The sequence below is a fragment of the Marinimicrobium sp. genome, assembly GCF_002695945.1.
Lineage (GTDB): Bacteria > Pseudomonadota > Gammaproteobacteria > Pseudomonadales > Cellvibrionaceae > Marinimicrobium > Marinimicrobium koreense.
In genome coordinates this window covers 1-17,546 of the sequence record NZ_NZQP01000013.1, presented here as the reverse complement: position 1 = coordinate 17,546, position 17,546 = coordinate 1, and the positions used below count along the sequence as shown (strand labels likewise).

Genomic DNA, 17,546 nt, shown 5'->3' with positions numbered 1-17,546 from the left:
CACATGGGGCTGCCATTCTCCCGTACCGAAGAGGGGCGCATTTATCAGCGTCCGTTTGGTGGTCAATCCAAGGATTTTGGCCGCGGCGGCCAGGCGGCGCGCACCTGCGCGGCGGCGGACCGCACGGGTCATGCGCTGCTGCACACCCTGTACCAGGGTAATATCAAGAGCAACACGGTGTTCATGAACGAATGGTATGCCGTGGATCTGGTGAAGAACGCCGATAACGCTGTTGTGGGCGTAATTGCCATCAACATTGAAGACGGCGAGACGGTGTTTGTCCGCTCCAAGGCCACAGTGCTGGCGACGGGCGGTGCCGGTCGTATTTACGCCTCCACCACCAACGCGCACATCAACACCGGCGACGGTATCGGTATGGCGCTGCGCGCGGGCTTCCCGGTCCAGGATATGGAAATGTGGCAGTTCCACCCCACCGGCATTCACGGTGCGGGCACCCTGGTGACCGAAGGTTGCCGCGGTGAGGGCGGCTATCTCATCAATAAGGACGGTGAGCGCTTTATGGAGCGTTACGCGCCCAACGCCAAAGATCTGGCGGGCCGCGACGTGGTGGCGCGCTCCATGGTCATGGAGATTCTGGAGGGCCGCGGTTGTGGCCCCAATGGCGATCACGTACTGCTCAAGCTCGATCACCTGGGTGAGGAGGTGCTGGAAAGCCGCCTGCCCGGCATCTGTGAACTGTCCCGTACTTTTGCCCACGTGGATCCGGTCAAAGAGCCGATCCCGGTGGTGCCCACCTGCCACTATATGATGGGTGGTATTCCGACCAACGTGAACGGCCAGGCCCTGACCGTGGACGCGGATGGCAAGGACGTTCCGATCGAAGGTCTGTTCGCCTGCGGCGAAGCGGCCTGCGTATCGGTGCACGGTGCCAACCGCCTGGGCGGCAACTCGCTGCTGGACCTGGTGGTGTTCGGCCGGGCGGCCGGCAAGCACATCGAGAAAGTGCTGCGTGAAGGCGCAGAGCAGCAGGCGCCGCGCGAGAGCGATATCGAAGCGTCGCTGGCCCGACTGAATCGCCTGAACAGCTCGACCGGTGGGGAGAGCAGTGCGGTACTGCGCAAAGAGCTGCAGGAAGTGATGCAAAACCACTTTGGCGTATTCCGCAAGGGTGACTTCATGGCCGAGGGCATCAAAAAGCTGGCCGCCCTGCGCGAGCGCATTGAAAACGTGTCTATCGACGACAAGAGCGATGCGTTCAATACGGCCCGGATTGAAGCTCTGGAGTTGCAGAACCTGCTGGAAGTGGCCGAGGCCACTGCCATCGCGGCCAATGAGCGCACCGAGTCTCGCGGCGCCCATGCCCGCGAGGACTTCCAGGAGCGCGACGACAAGAACTGGCTGTGCCACTCCATGTACTATCCGGTCGACAAGCGGGTGGGTAAGCGCGGCGTGAACTTTGCCCCGCGCACCATGGACGCGTTCGAACCGAAAGCACGTGTTTATTAAGGGGTACGAGTTATGTTGAAAGTTGAAGTCTATCGCTACAACCCCGAGACCGACAAAGCGCCTTACATGAAGTCCTACGAAGTGGACACTCAGGGTAAGGACCTGATGGTGCTCGACGTGCTGGGTATGCTCAAGGAACAGGACGAATCCCTGGCTTACCGTCGCTCCTGCCGCGAGGGGGTTTGTGGCTCGGATGGCATGAATATCAACGGCGTTAATGGGCTGGCCTGTATCACGCCGCTGTCTCAGGCGGTAAAGAACAACAAGTTGGTGGTTCGGCCACTGCCTGGACTTCCGGTGATTCGTGATCTGGTCATCGATATGACCCAGTTCTACGATCAGTACAAGAAAATCGAGCCCTATTTGCAAAATGATACCCCCGCTCCGGCAATCGAGCGGTTACAATCTCCCGAAGATCGTGCCAAGCTGGACGGTCTGTACGAGTGTATCCTGTGCGCCTGCTGCTCAACCAGCTGCCCGTCGTTCTGGTGGAATCCGGACAAGTTCATTGGTCCGGCCGGTCTGCTCCAGGCCTACCGCTTCCTGGCGGACAGCCGCGACCTGGCCACAGAGAAACGCTTGTCGAACCTGGATGACCCCTTCAGCGTCTTCCGCTGTCACGGCATTCAGAACTGTGTGTCCGTGTGCCCCAAAGGGTTGAACCCGACCCGGGCGATCGGTCATATTCGCACCATGCTGCTGCAAAGTGCGACCTGATCACACTCAGATGTGAGCAACATGGGTCGGGCCGAGAGCCCGGCTGTTCGGCACACCCTCAAGGGTGTGCCTGAGTATTTGAGCGGCGCGTTCTGCCACAAGCGGAGTGCGTTATGGTAGCTAACGGCTAGAGACTAGCAGGGGGAGTATCGGGTAACACCCGATCCGGCCGCCAGCCATCCCGGTGAACCGGTGGTTGGCGAACCCCATGACAAGGTGGGTGTAATGCAAGACAGCATCATGGAGCAATTTTGGCGCACGTCCCATATCTCCGGAGGGAATGCCGCCTACGTCGAAGCGCTCTACGACACATATCTACACGATCCCAATGCGGTTCCCGATGAGTGGCGCAATTACTTTGAGCAATTGCCCCGGGTCAACGGGGTAGTCACCCAAGACGTTCCGCACTCCGTAATCCGCGAGCAGTTCCAGCGTCTCGCCAAAACCCGCTCAGCGACCGCGTCGGCCACGGCGGCGGGCTCCGTCAGCCTCGAGCACGAGCGCAAGCAGGTCAAAGTTCTTCAGCTGATCAGCTCCTACCGCTTCCGCGGCCACCAGAAAGCCCAACTCGACCCCCTCAGCCTGATGGATCGTGAACGAGTTCCTGACCTGGAGCTGGGATTTCATGGTCTGACAGAAGCGGATCTGGACACGGTTTTCAACACCGGCAACCTGTTCATCGGCCGGGAAGAGGCGCCGCTCAAGGACATTGTCGATGCTCTGGAGCAGACCTACTGCGGGCACGTCGGTCCGGAAATCATGCATATCACCAACCTGGCGGAGAAGCAGTGGCTTCAGCAGCGCCTGGAGAGTGTGCGTTCCAAGCCGGACTTCAGCGATGAGCAGCGCCTGGCCGTGTTGGACCGTCTGGTGGCGGCCGAAGGGCTGGAGCGGCACCTTGATAGCAAATACCCCGGGACCAAGCGTTTTGGTCTGGAGGGGGGCGAGAGCTTTATTCCGCTGGTGGATGCGATCGTCAACCGCGCGGGCGGTTACGGCGCAAAAGAAATCGTGCTGGGTATGGCTCACCGTGGCCGTCTGAACACGCTGGTCAACATCTTCGGTAAGAGCCCGTCAGAACTGTTTGGCGAGTTCGAAGGCACCAAGCGTCTGGTGGACACCTCAGGCGATGTGAAATACCACCAGGGTTTCTCCTCCAATATCATGACCCCGGGCGGCGAACTGCACATGGCCATGGCCTTCAACCCGTCGCACCTGGAGATCGTCTCTCCGGTGGTTGAAGGGTCGGTACGGGCCCGCCAGGATCGCCGTGAAGACCCGATCGGCGCCAAGGTGCTGCCCATCGTGGTGCACGGGGACGCGGCCTTCGCCGGTCAGGGCGTGGTCATGGAAACCTTCCAGATGTCCCAGACTCGAGCCTATGCCACCGGCGGTACCGTACACCTGGTGATCAACAACCAGGTGGGCTTTACCACCAGCAAGCGCGAAGACATGCGCTCCACCGAGTACTGCACCGACGTGGCCAAGATGGTGGAAGCGCCGATTTTCCACGTCAATGGTGACGATCCGGACGCGGTGCTGTTTGCGGCCCAGTTGGCGGCGGACTATCGCTATGAGTTCAAGAAAGACGTGGTGATCGATCTGGTCTGTTACCGTCGTCGCGGCCACAATGAGGCTGATGATCCCTCGGCGACCCAGCCTTTGATGTATCAACTGATCCGCAAGCAAAAAACCACCCGTGCGCTCTACGCCGACAAACTGGTGGAAGCTGGCGTGGTGACCGCGGAAAAAGTTGACGAAATGATGAACAACTACCGCGCCGCCCTGGACCGCGGTGAAAGTGTGGCCAACGGCCTGGTCAGTGAGCCGGACCGCTCGCTGTTTGTCGACTGGACGCCCTACATCGGCCACGACTGGAATACGCCGGGCGATACCAGCTTCGACCTGAAACGTCTGCAGGAACTCGGTCACAAGATGTGCGAGATTCCCGACGGCGTGGTGGTGCAAAAGCAGGTCGGCAAGATTTACGACGACCGTCGCAAGATGGCCGGTGGCGCTCTGCCCATCAACTGGGGCATGGCGGAAACGCTCGCCTACGCAACGCTGCTGGATCAGGGCTACGGCGTCCGCCTGACCGGTCAGGATGTCGGGCGAGGCACCTTCTCACACCGTCACGCAGTAGTGCACAGTCAGAAAGACGGTTCCACCTATATCCCGCTGCGTCACCTCAAAGAGGATCAGCCAGCGCTGGATCTTTATGACTCCTTCCTGTCCGAAGAGGCGGTGCTGGCGTTCGAGTATGGCTATGCCACCACTACCCCGAACGGCCTGATCATCTGGGAAGCCCAATTTGGCGATTTCGCCAACGGCGCGCAGGTGGTCATCGACCAGTTCATCACCAGTGGTGAGCACAAGTGGGGTCGCTTGTGTGGCTTGACCATGCTGTTGCCACACGGCTACGAAGGGCAGGGCCCGGAGCACTCCTCCGCGCGTCTGGAGCGCTTTATGCAGCTGTGTGCCGAGCACAACATTCAGGTCTGTATTCCGACCACCCCGGCTCAGGTGTTTCACATGCTGCGCCGTCAGGTGATCCGCCCGATGCGTCGCCCACTGGTGGTCATGAGTCCGAAATGGATTCTGCGTCACAAGCTGGCGACCTCCAGCCTGGAAGATCTGGCCAACGGTCACTTCCACAATGTGATCACCGATGAGCAGGTTGACCCGGCGAAAGCCAAGCGGGTGGTGCTCTGTTCCGGCAAGGTGTACTACCACCTGCTGGAAGAGCGCATGGAACGTGAACAGGATGACGTGGCTCTGGTCCGTCTGGAGCAGCTCTACCCCTTCCCGGAAGAAGAATTGAAAGAGGCGCTGGCGCCTTTCAAAAATCTGAAGGATATCGTCTGGTGTCAGGAAGAGCCCATGAACCAGGGCGCCTGGTACAGCAGCCAGCACCACATGCGGCGTGTGGTGAATGATCACAACCCGGACCTCTATCTCAGCTATGTGGGGCGCGACCCATCAGCGGCACCGGCCGCGGGTTATGCCTCCGTGCATCTGGAAGAGCAGAAGCGTTTCATCAATGAGGCTCTGAGCGTTTGACGCCGGAGCCTGTGTTCGACAAAGAATCCACAGCGATTGCTAAGGACAAAGAATGACTATTGAGATCAAAGCCCCGACTTTCCCCGAATCTGTTCAGGACGGGAGCATCGCCACCTGGCATAAAAAGCCCGGTGAGGCTGTTTCCCGCGACGAATTGATTGTCGATATTGAAACCGACAAAGTGGTGCTGGAAGTGGTGGCACCGGCAGATGGCAGCCTGTCTGAAATCCTGAAAGAAGAGGGCGATACCGTCCTGAGCAATGAAGTCATTGCCAAGTTTGAAGAAGGCGCGGCCGGCTCGAAGAGTGACGACAAAGGCGACAGCGCCGACGAGAAGAAATCGGAAGAGAAGTCCGAGAGCAAGCCCGCAGACAGCGGCGAACAGCCGGCCACCAGCGATGACGGTGAAAAACTGCTCAGCCCCGCTGCGCGCAAAATGGCCGATGAAAACAACATTGACCCCAACAGCGTTCCAGGTACCGGGAAAGACGGTCGGGTCACNAAAGAGGATGTGGCCAACTTCCTCAAATCCGGTGGCAGCAAAGCCGCCAGTGCACCCAGCAGCGCTCCGGCCAAAGCGGCTGAAGTCGAAGCACCCGCCGGCGATCGTGCCGANAAGCGNGTGCCGATGACCCGTCTGCGCAAGCGCATTGCCGAGCGTCTGCTCGAGGCNTCCAACACCACCGCCATGTTGACCACCTTCAACGAGGTGAACATGGGGCCGATCATGGAGCTGCGGGCCAAGTACAAAGATCAGTTCGAAAAGTCGCACGACGGTACCCGTCTGGGCTTTATGGGCTTCTTNGTGAANGCCGCCGCCGAAGCGCTGCGTCGCTTCCCCGCCGTNAACGCNTCTATCGACAACAATGATGTTGTCTACCACGGCTATCAGGANATCGGTGTGGCGGTTTCTACCGACAANGGCCTGGTCGTGCCGGTATTGCGCAACGCTGAGAGCATGGGNCTGGCGGATATCGAAAGCACCATTCGCGANTACGGTCTGCGNGCCCGTGATGGCAAGCTGGGTATTGAGGAAATGACCGGCGGTACNTTCACCATCACCAACGGTGGGGTCTTCGGTTCNNTGTTGTCCACTCCGATTNTGAATCTTCCGCAATCCGCCATTCTGGGCATGCACAAGATTCAGGAGCGCCCGATGGCGGTCAATGGCGAGGTGAAAATNCTGCCGATGATGTACCTGGCGCTNTCCTACGACCACCGTCTGCTGGATGGNAAAGAAGCCGTTCAGTTCCTGGTCACNATCAAGGACCTGCTGGAAGATCCGGCGCGCATCCTTCTGGAAATCTGATGAACAAAGCGGGCNGGTTACTGCCCGCTTTGNTATAGCTCACTGACCGAATNATGGTGTTTGGCCCGATGAAGCNAGGGCCAGGCAGCCTTGTAAACCTGGGAAATGAAATATGTCTGATAAATTTGATGTGGTAGTCATTGGTTCCGGTCCGGCCGGATACGTTGCGGCGATTCGCGCGGCGCAGCTGGGTCTGAAAACGGCGTGTGTTGAAAAATGGCAGAACAGTGAAGGTAAGGGCGTCAATGGTGGCACCTGCCTGAATGTGGGCTGTATCCCGTCCAAGGCGCTGCTGGATAGCTCCTACAAGTACCACGAAGCCAAAGACGACTTCAAAGTACACGGTATTTCGACCAAGGGCATCGAGATTGATGTGCCCTCAATGATTCAGCGCAAAGACAACATCGTCAAACAGCTGACCGGCGGTATCTCGGCCTTGTTCAAGGCCAATGGCGTCACCTCCGTTTTCGGCACGGGCAAACTGCTCGCCAACCGCAAGGTGGAAGTGACTGGTCACGACGGTAAAACCAAAACCCTCGAGGCGGATAACGTCATTCTGGCGTCGGGCTCCAAGCCCATCGATATCCCGGTCGCCAAAATTGATAACGACGTGATCGTCGACTCCACCGGTGCGCTCGAGTTTGATGCGGTACCCAAGCGTCTGGGCGTGATCGGCGCGGGTGTGATCGGTCTGGAACTGGGCAGTGTCTGGAACCGTCTGGGCTCCGATGTGGTGGTGCTTGAAGCCATGGACAAATTCCTGTCCATCATGGATCAGCAGATTGCCAAAGAAACCCAGAAAATCCTCACCAAGCAGGGCCTGGATATTCGCCTGAGCTGCCGGGTGACCGGCTCCGAAGTCAAGGGTAAGGAAGTGACCGTGACCTTTACCGATAAAGACGGTAAAGAGCAGAAAGAGACCTTTGACAAGCTGATCGTCTGTGTCGGGCGTCGTCCGTACACCGAAGGCCTGCTGGCGGAAGACAGCGGTGTGAACCTGGACGAGCGCGGTTTTATTTACGTCAACGACCTGTGTGCGACGGGCGCCCCCGGTGTCTGGGCCATTGGTGATGTGGTGCGCGGCCCCATGCTCGCGCACAAAGGTTCTGAAGAGGGCGTGATGGTTGCCGAGCGTATTGCCGGTCAGAAAACCGTGATGAACTACGATGTGGTTCCGAATGTGATCTACACCCATCCGGAAGTGGCTTCCGTCGGCCGCACCGAAGAGCAGATCAAGGCCGATGGGGAGCCCTACAACGTCGGTACTTTCCCGTTTGCGGCCAGCGGCCGTGCCATGGCGGCCAATGAAACCGGCGGTCTGGTCAAAATCATTGCCCATGCGGACACCGATCGCATTCTTGGCGCTCACATTGTGGGACCGAGTGCGGCCGACCTGGTCCAGCAGGTGGCGATTGCAATGGAATTCGGCAGCAGTGCGGAAGATCTGGGTCTGATGGTCTTTGGCCACCCGACTCTGTCTGAAGCTGTGCATGAAGCAGCCTTGGCGGTTCATGGTCATGCGATCCATGTCGCCAATAAGAAGAAGCGCTAATAATAACGAGAAATGACACTGAGTTAGAGAACTCAACCCAGGGGGCAGGCCGCCAAGGCGCGGTCTGCTAATTGGTCATTCTTGCCGGAAATGCCGTAAGAGACCTCGGTCCGGCAACAGACAATGTGGAACTGCACCATGAATTTGCATGAATATCAGGGTAAGCAACTGTTCGCTCAGTACGGACTGCCCGTCTCCAAGGGTGTCGCCGCCCAGACTCCCGCTGAAGCGGTAGCGGCAGCGGACACCATCGGTGGTACCGAGTTCGTCGTCAAGGCCCAGGTTCACGCCGGTGGCCGCGGTAAGGCCGGTGGCGTCAAGCTGGTCAAGTCAAAGGCGGAAATCGAGGCGTTTGCCAAACAGTGGTTGGGCAAAAACCTGGTGACCTACCAGACTGACGAAAACGGTCAGCCGGTCAGCCGCATTCTGGTTGAAACCTGCACCGACATCGATAAAGAGCTGTATCTGGGTGCGGTCGTCGATCGCTCCACTCGCCGCATCGTATTCATGGCGTCTACCGAAGGCGGTGTGGAAATCGAAAAAGTGGCTGAGGAAACGCCGGAAAAAATCCTCAAGGCCACCATCGATCCGCTGGTTGGTGCTCAGCCGTATCAGGGCCGCGACCTGGCCTTCAAACTGGGTCTGGAAGGTAAGCAGATCAAGCAGTTCGTACAGATTTTCCTGGGCTTGGCCAAGCTGTTCAAAGAAAAAGACGTGGCACTGATCGAGATCAACCCGCTGGTGATCACTCCGGCCGGTGACCTGCACTGCCTGGACGCCAAAGTGGCGATCGACGGCAACGCCCTGTACCGTCACGACGACCTGCACGAAATGCACGATCCGTCCCAGGAAGACGCCCGTGAAGCGCACGCCGCCAAGTGGGAACTGAACTACGTGGCACTCGATGGCAACATCGGCTGCATGGTAAACGGCGCTGGTCTGGCCATGGGCACCATGGACATCGTCAAGCTGCACGGTGGTGCGCCGGCGAACTTCCTGGACGTCGGTGGCGGTGCCACTAAAGAGCGCGTTGTGGAAGCGTTCAAAATCATTCTGTCTGACGAAAACGTCAAGGCTGTTCTGATCAACATCTTCGGCGGTATCGTTCGCTGTGACCTGATCGCCGAAGGCGTGATTGGCGCCGTGGAAGAGGTGGGCGTGAAGGTGCCGGTGGTTGTGCGCCTGGAAGGTAATAACGCCGAGCTGGGCGCCAAAGTACTGGCGGACAGCGGTCTGAACATCATCGCCGCGACCAGCTTGACTGACGCTGCTCAGCAAGTGGTTAAAGCCGCGGAGGGCTAAGGGCGACCGGAAACTGAATGTTTCCGCAGCGCCCTTAGCGACCGGCCAGGACGGCCGGGCCGGACCCAGACACCAGGGACGGTTTTACACTCCGCAGCAACACAGAATTTGAGGACTCAACAATGAGCGTTTTGATCAATAAAGATACCAAAGTGATCTGCCAGGGTTTCACCGGTGCCCAAGGTACCTTCCACTCTGAGCAGGCAATTGCCTACGGCACCAAGATGGTCGGCGGTGTCACCCCAGGCAAGGGTGGTCAGACTCACCTGGGCCTGCCGGTGTTCAACACCGTGGCGGAAGCCGTGGCCGAAACCGGCGCCGAAGCGTCCGTCATCTACGTACCGGCTCCCTTCTGTAAGGACTCGATCCTGGAAGCGGCCAACGCCGGTATCAAGCTGATCGTGTGCATTACCGAAGGCATTCCGACTCTGGATATGCTGGACTGTAAAGTGAAGTGCGATGAGCTGGGCGTGCGCCTGATCGGCCCCAACTGCCCGGGTGTGATCACGCCGGGTGAGTGCAAGATCGGCATCATGCCGGGCCACATTCACAAGCCGGGCAAGGTGGGCATCGTATCCCGCTCCGGTACCCTGACCTATGAAGCGGTCAAGCAGACCACCGACTTCGGTTACGGTCAGTCCACCTGCGTCGGCATTGGTGGTGACCCAATCCCGGGCTCCAACTTCATCGATATTCTGGAGATGTTCCAGAACGATCCGAAGACCGAAGCCATTGTGATGATTGGTGAGATTGGTGGTAGCGCGGAAGAAGAAGCCGCCGCGTTCATCAAGGCCAACGTCACCAAGCCGGTGGTGTCTTACATCGCGGGTGTCACGGCACCGAAGGGTAAGCGCATGGGCCACGCGGGTGCGATCATTGCCGGCGGTAAGGGTACGGCTGACGAGAAGTTCGCCGCTCTGGAAGACGCCGGTGTGAAAACCGTACGCAGCCTGGCGGACATCGGCCAGGCTCTGAAAGAAGCCACTGGTTGGTAAGTCTTTCAGTCAAAAAAGGCGGCCTGCGAGCCGCCTTTTTTGTGTCTGTTGTCTTATTTCTTGAGCGACGTTTTAGTCCGGCGTTGGGGAGGAATACCATGTGGAGACCCGCCGTGAATACATCCCTGTAGGCTTCTCATCGGCATCCATGCCTCAGAGAGTCTCCAAACGGTATACCCCGCAGCGCCACAATGCGAAGTGCTTGGTAAGGTTCCGCCGAGAGCAGCAACTCAACGCTTACGCAATGAAGGCTTGGCCGGCGCTTTGGGCAGATGAAGTTTTTCCGTCCGGTACTGGCCGGGTTGCAACTGATCCAGGGACCAGGTGCCGATCCGGGCGCGGACCAGGCGCAGGGTGGGGTGGCCGACTGCCGCCGTCATCCGGCGGACCTGACGGTTACGGCCCTCGGTGATGGTCAGCTCCAGCCAGGTGGTGGGAACGGATTTGCGCTCCCGCACCGGCGGGTTCCGGGGCCAGAGGGGCGGTTCGGGAATCACTTTTACCTTGGCCGGGCGAGTCCGGCCGTCGTTGAGCGTGACACCCTCACGCAACGCCTGCAGAGCCGACTTGTCGGGCGCGCCCTCCACCTGCACCCAATACACCTTGGGCAGCTTGTGCAGCGGGTGGGCGATCTGGTGCTGTACCTGGCCATCATCGGTGAGCAACAGCAGGCCCTCGGAGTCGCGGTCCAAGCGGCCGGCCGGGTAGACACCGGGGACATCAATGTAACGGGCCAGAGTGTCCCGGCCCTGGGCATCGGTGAACTGGGTGAGTACCCCATAGGGCTTATTGAACAACAACAGACGTGCCACAGATAACCTCGTTTCATGCCGGGCGTGGTCATTACTGGTATAATGCGCGCGATCAAAACACCGGCACACCCCCAGACAAGATGGAGTGACAGCTTATCATGACCGAATCCAAAATCATCTACACGGAAACTGACGAGGCGCCCGCGCTGGCGACCTACTCTCTGCTGCCCATCGTTCGCGCCTTTGCCGAACCCTGCGGCGTCGCGATTGAGACCCGTGACATCTCCCTGTCCGGACGGATCATCTCCCAGTTTCCCGAGCGTCTGAGCGAAGAACAGCGCATCGCCGATGATCTGGCTGAGCTGGGCGAGCTGGCCAAAACGCCGGAAGCCAACATCGTCAAACTGCCCAATATCAGTGCGTCCATTCCCCAGTTGAAGGCGGCCATCAAAGAGCTGCAGAAGCAGGGCTACGACCTGCCGGACTACCCGGATGAGCCCAAGACCGATGAAGAGAAAGCGGTCAAAGCCAAATACGACAAGGTGAAAGGCAGTGCCGTTAACCCGGTCCTGCGCGAAGGCAACTCCGANCGTCGNGCTCCGGCCTCGGTCAAGCAGTATGCGCGCAAGAACCCGCACAANATGGGTGCCTGGTCCGCCGACTCCAAGTCTCACGTGTCTCACATGTCCCACGGCGATTTTTACGGCAGCGAGCAGTCCGTGCTGGTGGAGAAAGCCACCGACGTAAAAATTCAGCTGGTCACCGATGCGGGCGACACTCAGATCCTGAAAGAGAAAACCGCGCTGCTCGACGGCGAGATCATTGACGCGGCGGTCATGAGCAAGCAGGCGTTGCGGGACTTCCTGGAAGCCGAGATCAACGATGCCAAAGCCAAAGACGTGCTCTTTTCGCTGCANCTGAAGGCGACCATGATGAAGGTCTCCGACCCGATTCTGTTTGGTCATACCGTGGAAGTGTTCTANGCCGACGCNCTGAANAAACANGAGGCGGCCCTGAAGTCGGTCGGCTTTGATGCCAACAACGGTATNGGCGATCTCTACTCCTGTGTTGAGCAACTGCCGGAAGATCAGCGCAAGGCCATCATTGCCGATGTGGANGCGGTGTACAACGAACGCCCCCGNCTGGCCATGGTCAACTCCGATAAAGGCATCACCAACCTGCANGTNCCCAGCGATGTGATCATCGATGCCTCCATGCCCGCCATGATCCGTGATTCCGGCAAGATGTGGGGCGCGGACAATGCTCGCCACGATGCCAAGGCCGTGATCCCGGATCGCTGCTACGCCACCATTTACCAGGCTGTGATTGACGACTGTAAANCCAATGGCGCTTTCGATCCGACCACCATGGGCAGCGTGTCCAACGTTGGNCTGATGGCCCAGAAGGCCGAAGAGTACGGTTCACACGACAAGACCTTTGAAGTGCCGGCCAGCGGCAAGGTTCAGGTGGTGGATGCCAGCGGCCAGGTGCTGATCGAGCAGAGCGTCGANGCGGGNGATATCTTCCGCATGTGCCAGGTCAAAGATGCGCCGATCCGCGACTGGGTCAAGCTGGCGGTCAACCGNGCTCGCGANAGTGGCGCCCCGGCCGTGTTCTGGCTGGACTCCAAGCGNGCTCACGACGCCCAGGTCACCAAGAAAGTGGAGCAGTACCTGAAAGAGCACGACACCAGNGGCCTGGAAATTCACATCATGGCGCCGGTGGATGCNATGACCTTCTCCCTGGAGCGNATCCGTCAGGGCAAGGACACCATTTCCGTGACCGGTAACGTGCTGCGCGANTACCTGACNGANCTGTTCCCGATCATGGAGNTGGGCACCAGTGCGAAGATGCTCTCCATTGTGCCGCTGATGAATGGCGGCGGCCTGTTTGAGACCGGTGCNGGCGGCTCGGCCCCCAAGCATGTTCAGCAGNTGCTGGAGGAGAANCACCTGCGTTGGGANTCCCTGGGTGAATTCCTGGCGATGGTGGAATCACTGCGTCACTTCGGCAAGGTCACCGGCAATGCCAAGGCGAAGGTGCTGGCCGATGCNCTGGACAAGGCCAATGCGGACTTCCTGGAAAACAACAAGTCACCCTCGCGCAAAACCGGCGAGCTGGACAACCGGGGCAGNCACTTCTACCTGGCNCTGTACTGGGCAGAAGCACTGGCGGCTCAGTCTGACGATGCNGAGCTCAAGCAGCGTTTCACCGAGCTGGCGAAAACCCTGAGGGCCGAGGAAGACAAGATCGTGGCCGANCTGAACGGCGTGCAGGGCAAGCCGGTGGACATCGGTGGCTACTACCGTCCGGTCACCCGCAAGGTGTCTGACGTCATGCGCCCGAGCGCAACGCTCAATGCCGCGCTGGATGCCTTGAAAAACGCCTGATCGANGCCATATACAGCACAGGGAAGGGTGCTTGATGGTGCGAAAAACCCCCGGGGTCCATCAGGGCGCCGGGGGTTTTTGTTTCAGATCGGATCAGGATCGGTGCGTGGCGACTCGGTCAGTGAGTCGTGACGGCGGCCGGCTTGCCGGGGGCGGAATCGAAGTCCCGTCGCTCTCCGGCGCCATTGTTGGCGGCGGCGCGCTCGTCGGCCTGATGGGCATCGGAAGAAATGATGTTGGTGGCGTGGTAGCCTTTATCACCTTTGGTGATATCGAACGCGACCAGTTGACCCGCCTTAAGGGTTTTATAACCCTCCATCTGGATGGCCGAATAGTGCGCGAACAGATCTTCGCCACCTTCGTCCGGCAGGATAAAGCCATAGCCTTTGGCGTTATTGAACCACTTGACGGTACCTGTAGGCATGGGGGGTATCCTTCTGTTGCGGAGAGGCACACAGNCCTCATCGTTAATCGTTATTAGAGTGTGTTGGTTTATTGCTCAAAGTGNTTAACTAGCCCGTCACTTTGTTGCTTTTTTGACCAACGTCACTCGTTTTAGCGAAGTTTCCTTCCCGTGTCAAGTGTGCGGCCNGGGAAGGTGGTAGGTGACCGGGGCATCGTTCCGGTACAATGAAGCGTATATCCCGGTCGGGCAGCCCGGCTGGATTACACATTTTTACGCAACCTTTTTCGGTACTGATGGGAAAAATGGCGATCTATCATCTAACCTTAAGTAAAGAGCCNATGCTGGCCAAAGAGCCGGATGCGGCCGAAGGGGACGGCAATGTGGCGGTGCAGGAGGACAAGCCCAANCTGCGCCGCCCGCCAATGTACAAGGTNGTCATGTTCAACGATGACTACACACCCATGGATTTTGTGGTGGAGACGCTGGAAATCTTTTTTTCCATGAACCGGGAGAAGGCAACCCAGGTCATGATCAAAGTACATACCCAAGGTAAAGCCGTATGTGGTGTCTATACTCGGGATATTGCCGAGACCAAGGCGGCCCAGGTCAATCAATTTGCCAAGGACAATGAACATCCGCTGTTGTGNGAAATCGAAGCAGTGGAAGACGACGACCGGTGACTCTGCAGTAGAGGTTATCAGCGATGCTAAGTAAAGATCTCGAAATTACCCTGAACCTGGCGTTCAAGGGCGCGCGCTCAAAGCGGCATGAATTCATGACCGTTGAGCACCTGTTGCTGGCGTTGATCGACAATGAATCGGCGGCGAATGTCCTGCGTGCCTGCGGTGCGGACCTGGGCCAGTTGCGCAAGGAGTTGATCGAATTTGTCGACTCCACCACGCCTCTGATTCCGGAAGACGACACCGAGCGGGAAACCCAACCGACACTGGGCTTCCAACGGGTACTGCAGCGCGCGGTATTCCACGTTCAGTCCTCGGGAAAGCAGGAGGTGACCGGGGCCAATGTGCTGGTGGCCATCTTCAGTGAGCAGGAAAGTCAGGCGGTCTACTACCTGAAGCAGCAGAGTATTGCCCGCATTGATGTGGTCAACTACATCACCCACGGCATNCATAAGGTGGCCGGNCAGTCCGATCACGGCAACGACTCCGCCCAGGAGCAGCACGACGATGATGCCATCGGCGGTGAGTCGCCCAGCCAGAGCCCGCTGGAGAGTTTTGCGGCCAACCTGAACGAGCAGGCCATGCAGGGGCGTATTGATCCCCTGGTGGGGCGCGAGTACGAGGTGGAGCGGGTCAGCCAGATTCTCTCCCGTCGGCGCAAGAACAACCCGCTGCTGGTGGGCGAGTCCGGGGTGGGTAAAACCGCCATTGCCGAAGGGCTGGCGAAGCGCGTGGTGGACGGCAATGTGCCCGAAGCGCTGGCGGACAGCGTGGTCTATTCCCTGGATATGGGAGCGCTGCTCGCAGGCACCAAATACCGTGGTGACTTTGAAAAGCGCTTCAAAGGGCTGCTCGGTGAGCTGAAAAAGCAGAAGAANGCGATTCTGTTCATCGACGAAATTCATACCATCATCGGTGCGGGGGCGGCCTCCGGCGGTGTCATGGACGCCTCCAACCTGCTCAAGCCTCTGCTGTCCTCCGGCGAATTGCGCTGCATGGGGTCCACTACCTATCAGGAATACCGGGGCGTGTTTGAGAAGGACCGGGCCCTGTCCCGGCGCTTCCAGAAGGTGGACGTCAAAGAACCCACGGTGGACGANACCTATCAGATCCTGAAAGGGCTCAAGAGCCGCTTTGAGAAGCACCATGGNCTTCGCTACACCGACCCGGCACTGCGCACGGCGGCGGAGCTGTCCGAGCGTTACATCAATGAACGCTTCCTGCCCGACAAGGCGATCGACGTGATTGACGAGGCCGGGGCCTACCAGCAGTTGCAGCCGCCGAGCAAGCGCAAGAAAACCGTCGGTGTGTCCGATATCGAGGCGGTGGTTGCCAAGATTGCGCGCATTCCCCCGAAGAGCGTGTCCTCTTCGGACAAGGAGCAATTGCGCAAGCTGGATGACAACCTGAAGATGACCGTCTTCGGACAGGACGAGGCCATCGACACCCTGTCGACCGCGATCAAGCTGTCGCGCGCCGGCCTGGGCTCCGCTGAGAAACCCATCGGTTCCTTCCTGTTCGCCGGTCCCACCGGTGTCGGTAAGACCGAGGTGACCCGGCAGTTGGCCAAGTGCCTGGGTGTGGAGTTGATCCGTTTCGATATGTCCGAGTACATGGAGCGGCACACGGTGTCCCGTCTGATCGGTGCGCCTCCGGGCTATGTCGGGTTTGATCAGGGTGGCCTGCTCACCGATGCGGTAACCAAGCATCCCCACAGTGTGGTGTTGCTCGATGAGATCGAGAAGGCGCACCCCGAGGTGTTCAATCTGCTGTTGCAGGTAATGGATCACGGGACCCTGACCGACAACAACGGCCGCAAGGCGGACTTCCGCAACGTCATCCTGGTGATGACCACCAATGCGGGCGCGGAGGACATGAGTCGGCCGTCCATCGGCTTCACCCATCAGGATCACACCACCGATGGTAAAGAGGCGATCAAAAAGTCCTTTACCCCCGAGTTCCGCAACCGGCTGGATGCGGTCGTGCAGTTCGGCGCCCTGAGTATGGACGTCATCAAGACCGTGGTGGACAAGTTCCTGGTGGAACTGCAGTCCCAGTTGGACGACAAGAAGGTCACCCTCGAGGTGACCGACGAGGCTCGTCAGTGGCTGGCCGAGCACGGTTATGATGAAAAAATGGGCGCCCGACCCATGGCTCGTCTGATCCAGGAGAAGGTCAAGAAGCCCCTGGCGGAAGCGGTGCTTTTCGGAGAACTGGCCGAAAATGGCGGCTCTGTGTATGTGGGCGTGGATCCGGACAAGGATGAGCTGGCGATCAGGGTAGATGGCAAGGCCTGACCGACTCACTTTTCCACAGGCATAACGAAACCCGCGCCACCGTCAGGAGGCGCGGGTTTTTTGTCGGTAACCAGGCTGTCCGGCGCCGGGCGGGCAGGGCGCCGAAGGGGTGCTTAGCGGGAGCGGTAGGTGATGCGACCTTTGGTGAGGTCGTAGGGGGTCATTTCGACCTTGACCTTGTCGCCGGTGAGGATGCGGATATAGTTTTTACGCATCTTGCCGGAGATGTGCGCGGTCACCACGTGCCCGTTTTCCAGCTTTACGCGGAAAGTGGTATTGGGCAGGGTGTCGACTACTTCACCTTCAAATTCAATATTGTCTTCTTTCGCCATTCGGCCGTTTCCTCAGCTTTCTGTGAGTGCATTGTCGTCGAACTTCAGACATCGTGCACAGGGTAAGTCTGAATGATTGCCCCGCAGGGCCAAAAATAGGCGTGAATTGTGCCTGAAATGAGCCGAAAGGCCAAGTGCTGGCAGGATAAAAGGTGGTTTGAGTTGGTTTATTAGCTATTTCGATGCATCACGTCCGGCCCAGCGAGGGGAGTACCGTTTGGAAACTCTCTGAGGCATGGATGCCGATGAGAAGCCCCCATGGACGGGTTCACGGCGGGGTTCCAAAC

The 17,546-nt window shown here is 58.8% G+C and carries 13 protein-coding genes; 10 read left to right on the top strand and 3 right to left on the bottom strand.

Features of this window, described 5'->3' with window-relative positions; genetic code table 11:
- The 7 genes from sdhA to sucD all read left to right on the top strand — a co-directional run.
- The coding region (gene sdhA, locus CMG77_RS01935; protein WP_286903520.1) for a succinate dehydrogenase flavoprotein subunit at positions 1-1,467 on the top strand (1,467 nt) is incomplete at its 5' end.
- A 12-nt stretch (positions 1,468-1,479) separates the two neighbouring features.
- Positions 1,480-2,184 (top strand): succinate dehydrogenase iron-sulfur subunit, encoded by a 705-nt coding sequence (locus CMG77_RS01930; RefSeq protein ID WP_024460482.1) that lies wholly within the window; start codon positions 1,480-1,482, stop codon positions 2,182-2,184.
- Positions 2,185-2,409: 225 nt separating this feature from the next.
- Positions 2,410-5,244: a 2-oxoglutarate dehydrogenase E1 component gene (locus tag CMG77_RS01925; protein WP_123637613.1), complete on the top strand. Its 2,835-nt coding sequence runs from the start codon at positions 2,410-2,412 to the stop codon at positions 5,242-5,244.
- Positions 5,245-5,296: 52 nt separating this feature from the next.
- Positions 5,297-6,553: a 2-oxoglutarate dehydrogenase complex dihydrolipoyllysine-residue succinyltransferase gene (gene odhB / locus CMG77_RS01920; RefSeq protein ID WP_286903519.1), complete on the top strand. Its 1,257-nt coding sequence runs from the start codon at positions 5,297-5,299 to the stop codon at positions 6,551-6,553.
- Positions 6,554-6,665: 112 nt separating this feature from the next.
- On the top strand, positions 6,666-8,105 hold the full coding sequence (gene lpdA, locus CMG77_RS01915) for a dihydrolipoyl dehydrogenase (protein WP_024460479.1): 1,440 nt from the start codon (positions 6,666-6,668) through the stop codon (positions 8,103-8,105).
- Between the two features lie 138 nt (positions 8,106-8,243).
- The gene (gene sucC, locus CMG77_RS01910) at positions 8,244-9,407 is read left to right on the top strand and encodes an ADP-forming succinate--CoA ligase subunit beta (protein WP_123637610.1); all 1,164 of its coding nucleotides are present in this window, start codon (positions 8,244-8,246) and stop codon (positions 9,405-9,407) included.
- A gap of 122 nt (positions 9,408-9,529) precedes the next feature.
- Positions 9,530-10,402 carry a succinate--CoA ligase subunit alpha gene (gene sucD / locus CMG77_RS01905; RefSeq protein ID WP_024460477.1) on the top strand — a complete coding sequence of 291 codons (873 nt, stop codon included), beginning with the start codon at positions 9,530-9,532 and terminating at the stop codon, positions 10,400-10,402.
- 230 nt (positions 10,403-10,632) lie between these two features.
- Here the strand turns inward: sucD and CMG77_RS01900 are convergent, their stop codons facing one another.
- On the bottom strand, positions 10,633-11,214 hold the full coding sequence (locus CMG77_RS01900; protein WP_036159882.1) for a pseudouridine synthase: 582 nt from the start codon (positions 11,212-11,214) through the stop codon (positions 10,633-10,635).
- 98 nt (positions 11,215-11,312) lie between these two features.
- On the opposite strand from CMG77_RS01900, the gene CMG77_RS01895 reads away from it, so the two are divergent.
- Positions 11,313-13,544, top strand: a complete 2,232-nt coding sequence (locus CMG77_RS01895; protein ID WP_286903518.1) for an NADP-dependent isocitrate dehydrogenase — start codon at positions 11,313-11,315, stop codon at positions 13,542-13,544.
- Positions 13,545-13,662: 118 nt separating this feature from the next.
- Here CMG77_RS01895 and cspD read toward each other — a convergent pair whose 3' ends face one another.
- On the bottom strand, positions 13,663-13,968 hold the full coding sequence (gene cspD / locus CMG77_RS01890; RefSeq protein ID WP_024460475.1) for a cold shock domain-containing protein CspD: 306 nt from the start codon (positions 13,966-13,968) through the stop codon (positions 13,663-13,665).
- A gap of 275 nt (positions 13,969-14,243) precedes the next feature.
- Here cspD and clpS point away from each other — a divergent pair, with 275 nt between their 5' ends.
- Positions 14,244-14,630: an ATP-dependent Clp protease adapter ClpS gene (gene clpS / locus CMG77_RS01885; RefSeq protein ID WP_502691728.1), complete on the top strand. Its 387-nt coding sequence runs from the start codon at positions 14,244-14,246 to the stop codon at positions 14,628-14,630.
- Positions 14,631-14,653: 23 nt separating this feature from the next.
- Positions 14,654-16,927, top strand: a complete 2,274-nt coding sequence (clpA, locus tag CMG77_RS01880; RefSeq protein ID WP_286903516.1) for an ATP-dependent Clp protease ATP-binding subunit ClpA — start codon at positions 14,654-14,656, stop codon at positions 16,925-16,927.
- Positions 16,928-17,040: 113 nt separating this feature from the next.
- Here the strand turns inward: clpA and infA are convergent, their stop codons facing one another.
- Positions 17,041-17,259: a translation initiation factor IF-1 gene (gene infA / locus CMG77_RS01875; protein ID WP_024460472.1), complete on the bottom strand. Its 219-nt coding sequence runs from the start codon at positions 17,257-17,259 to the stop codon at positions 17,041-17,043.
- Positions 17,260-17,546 lie beyond the last annotated feature (287 nt).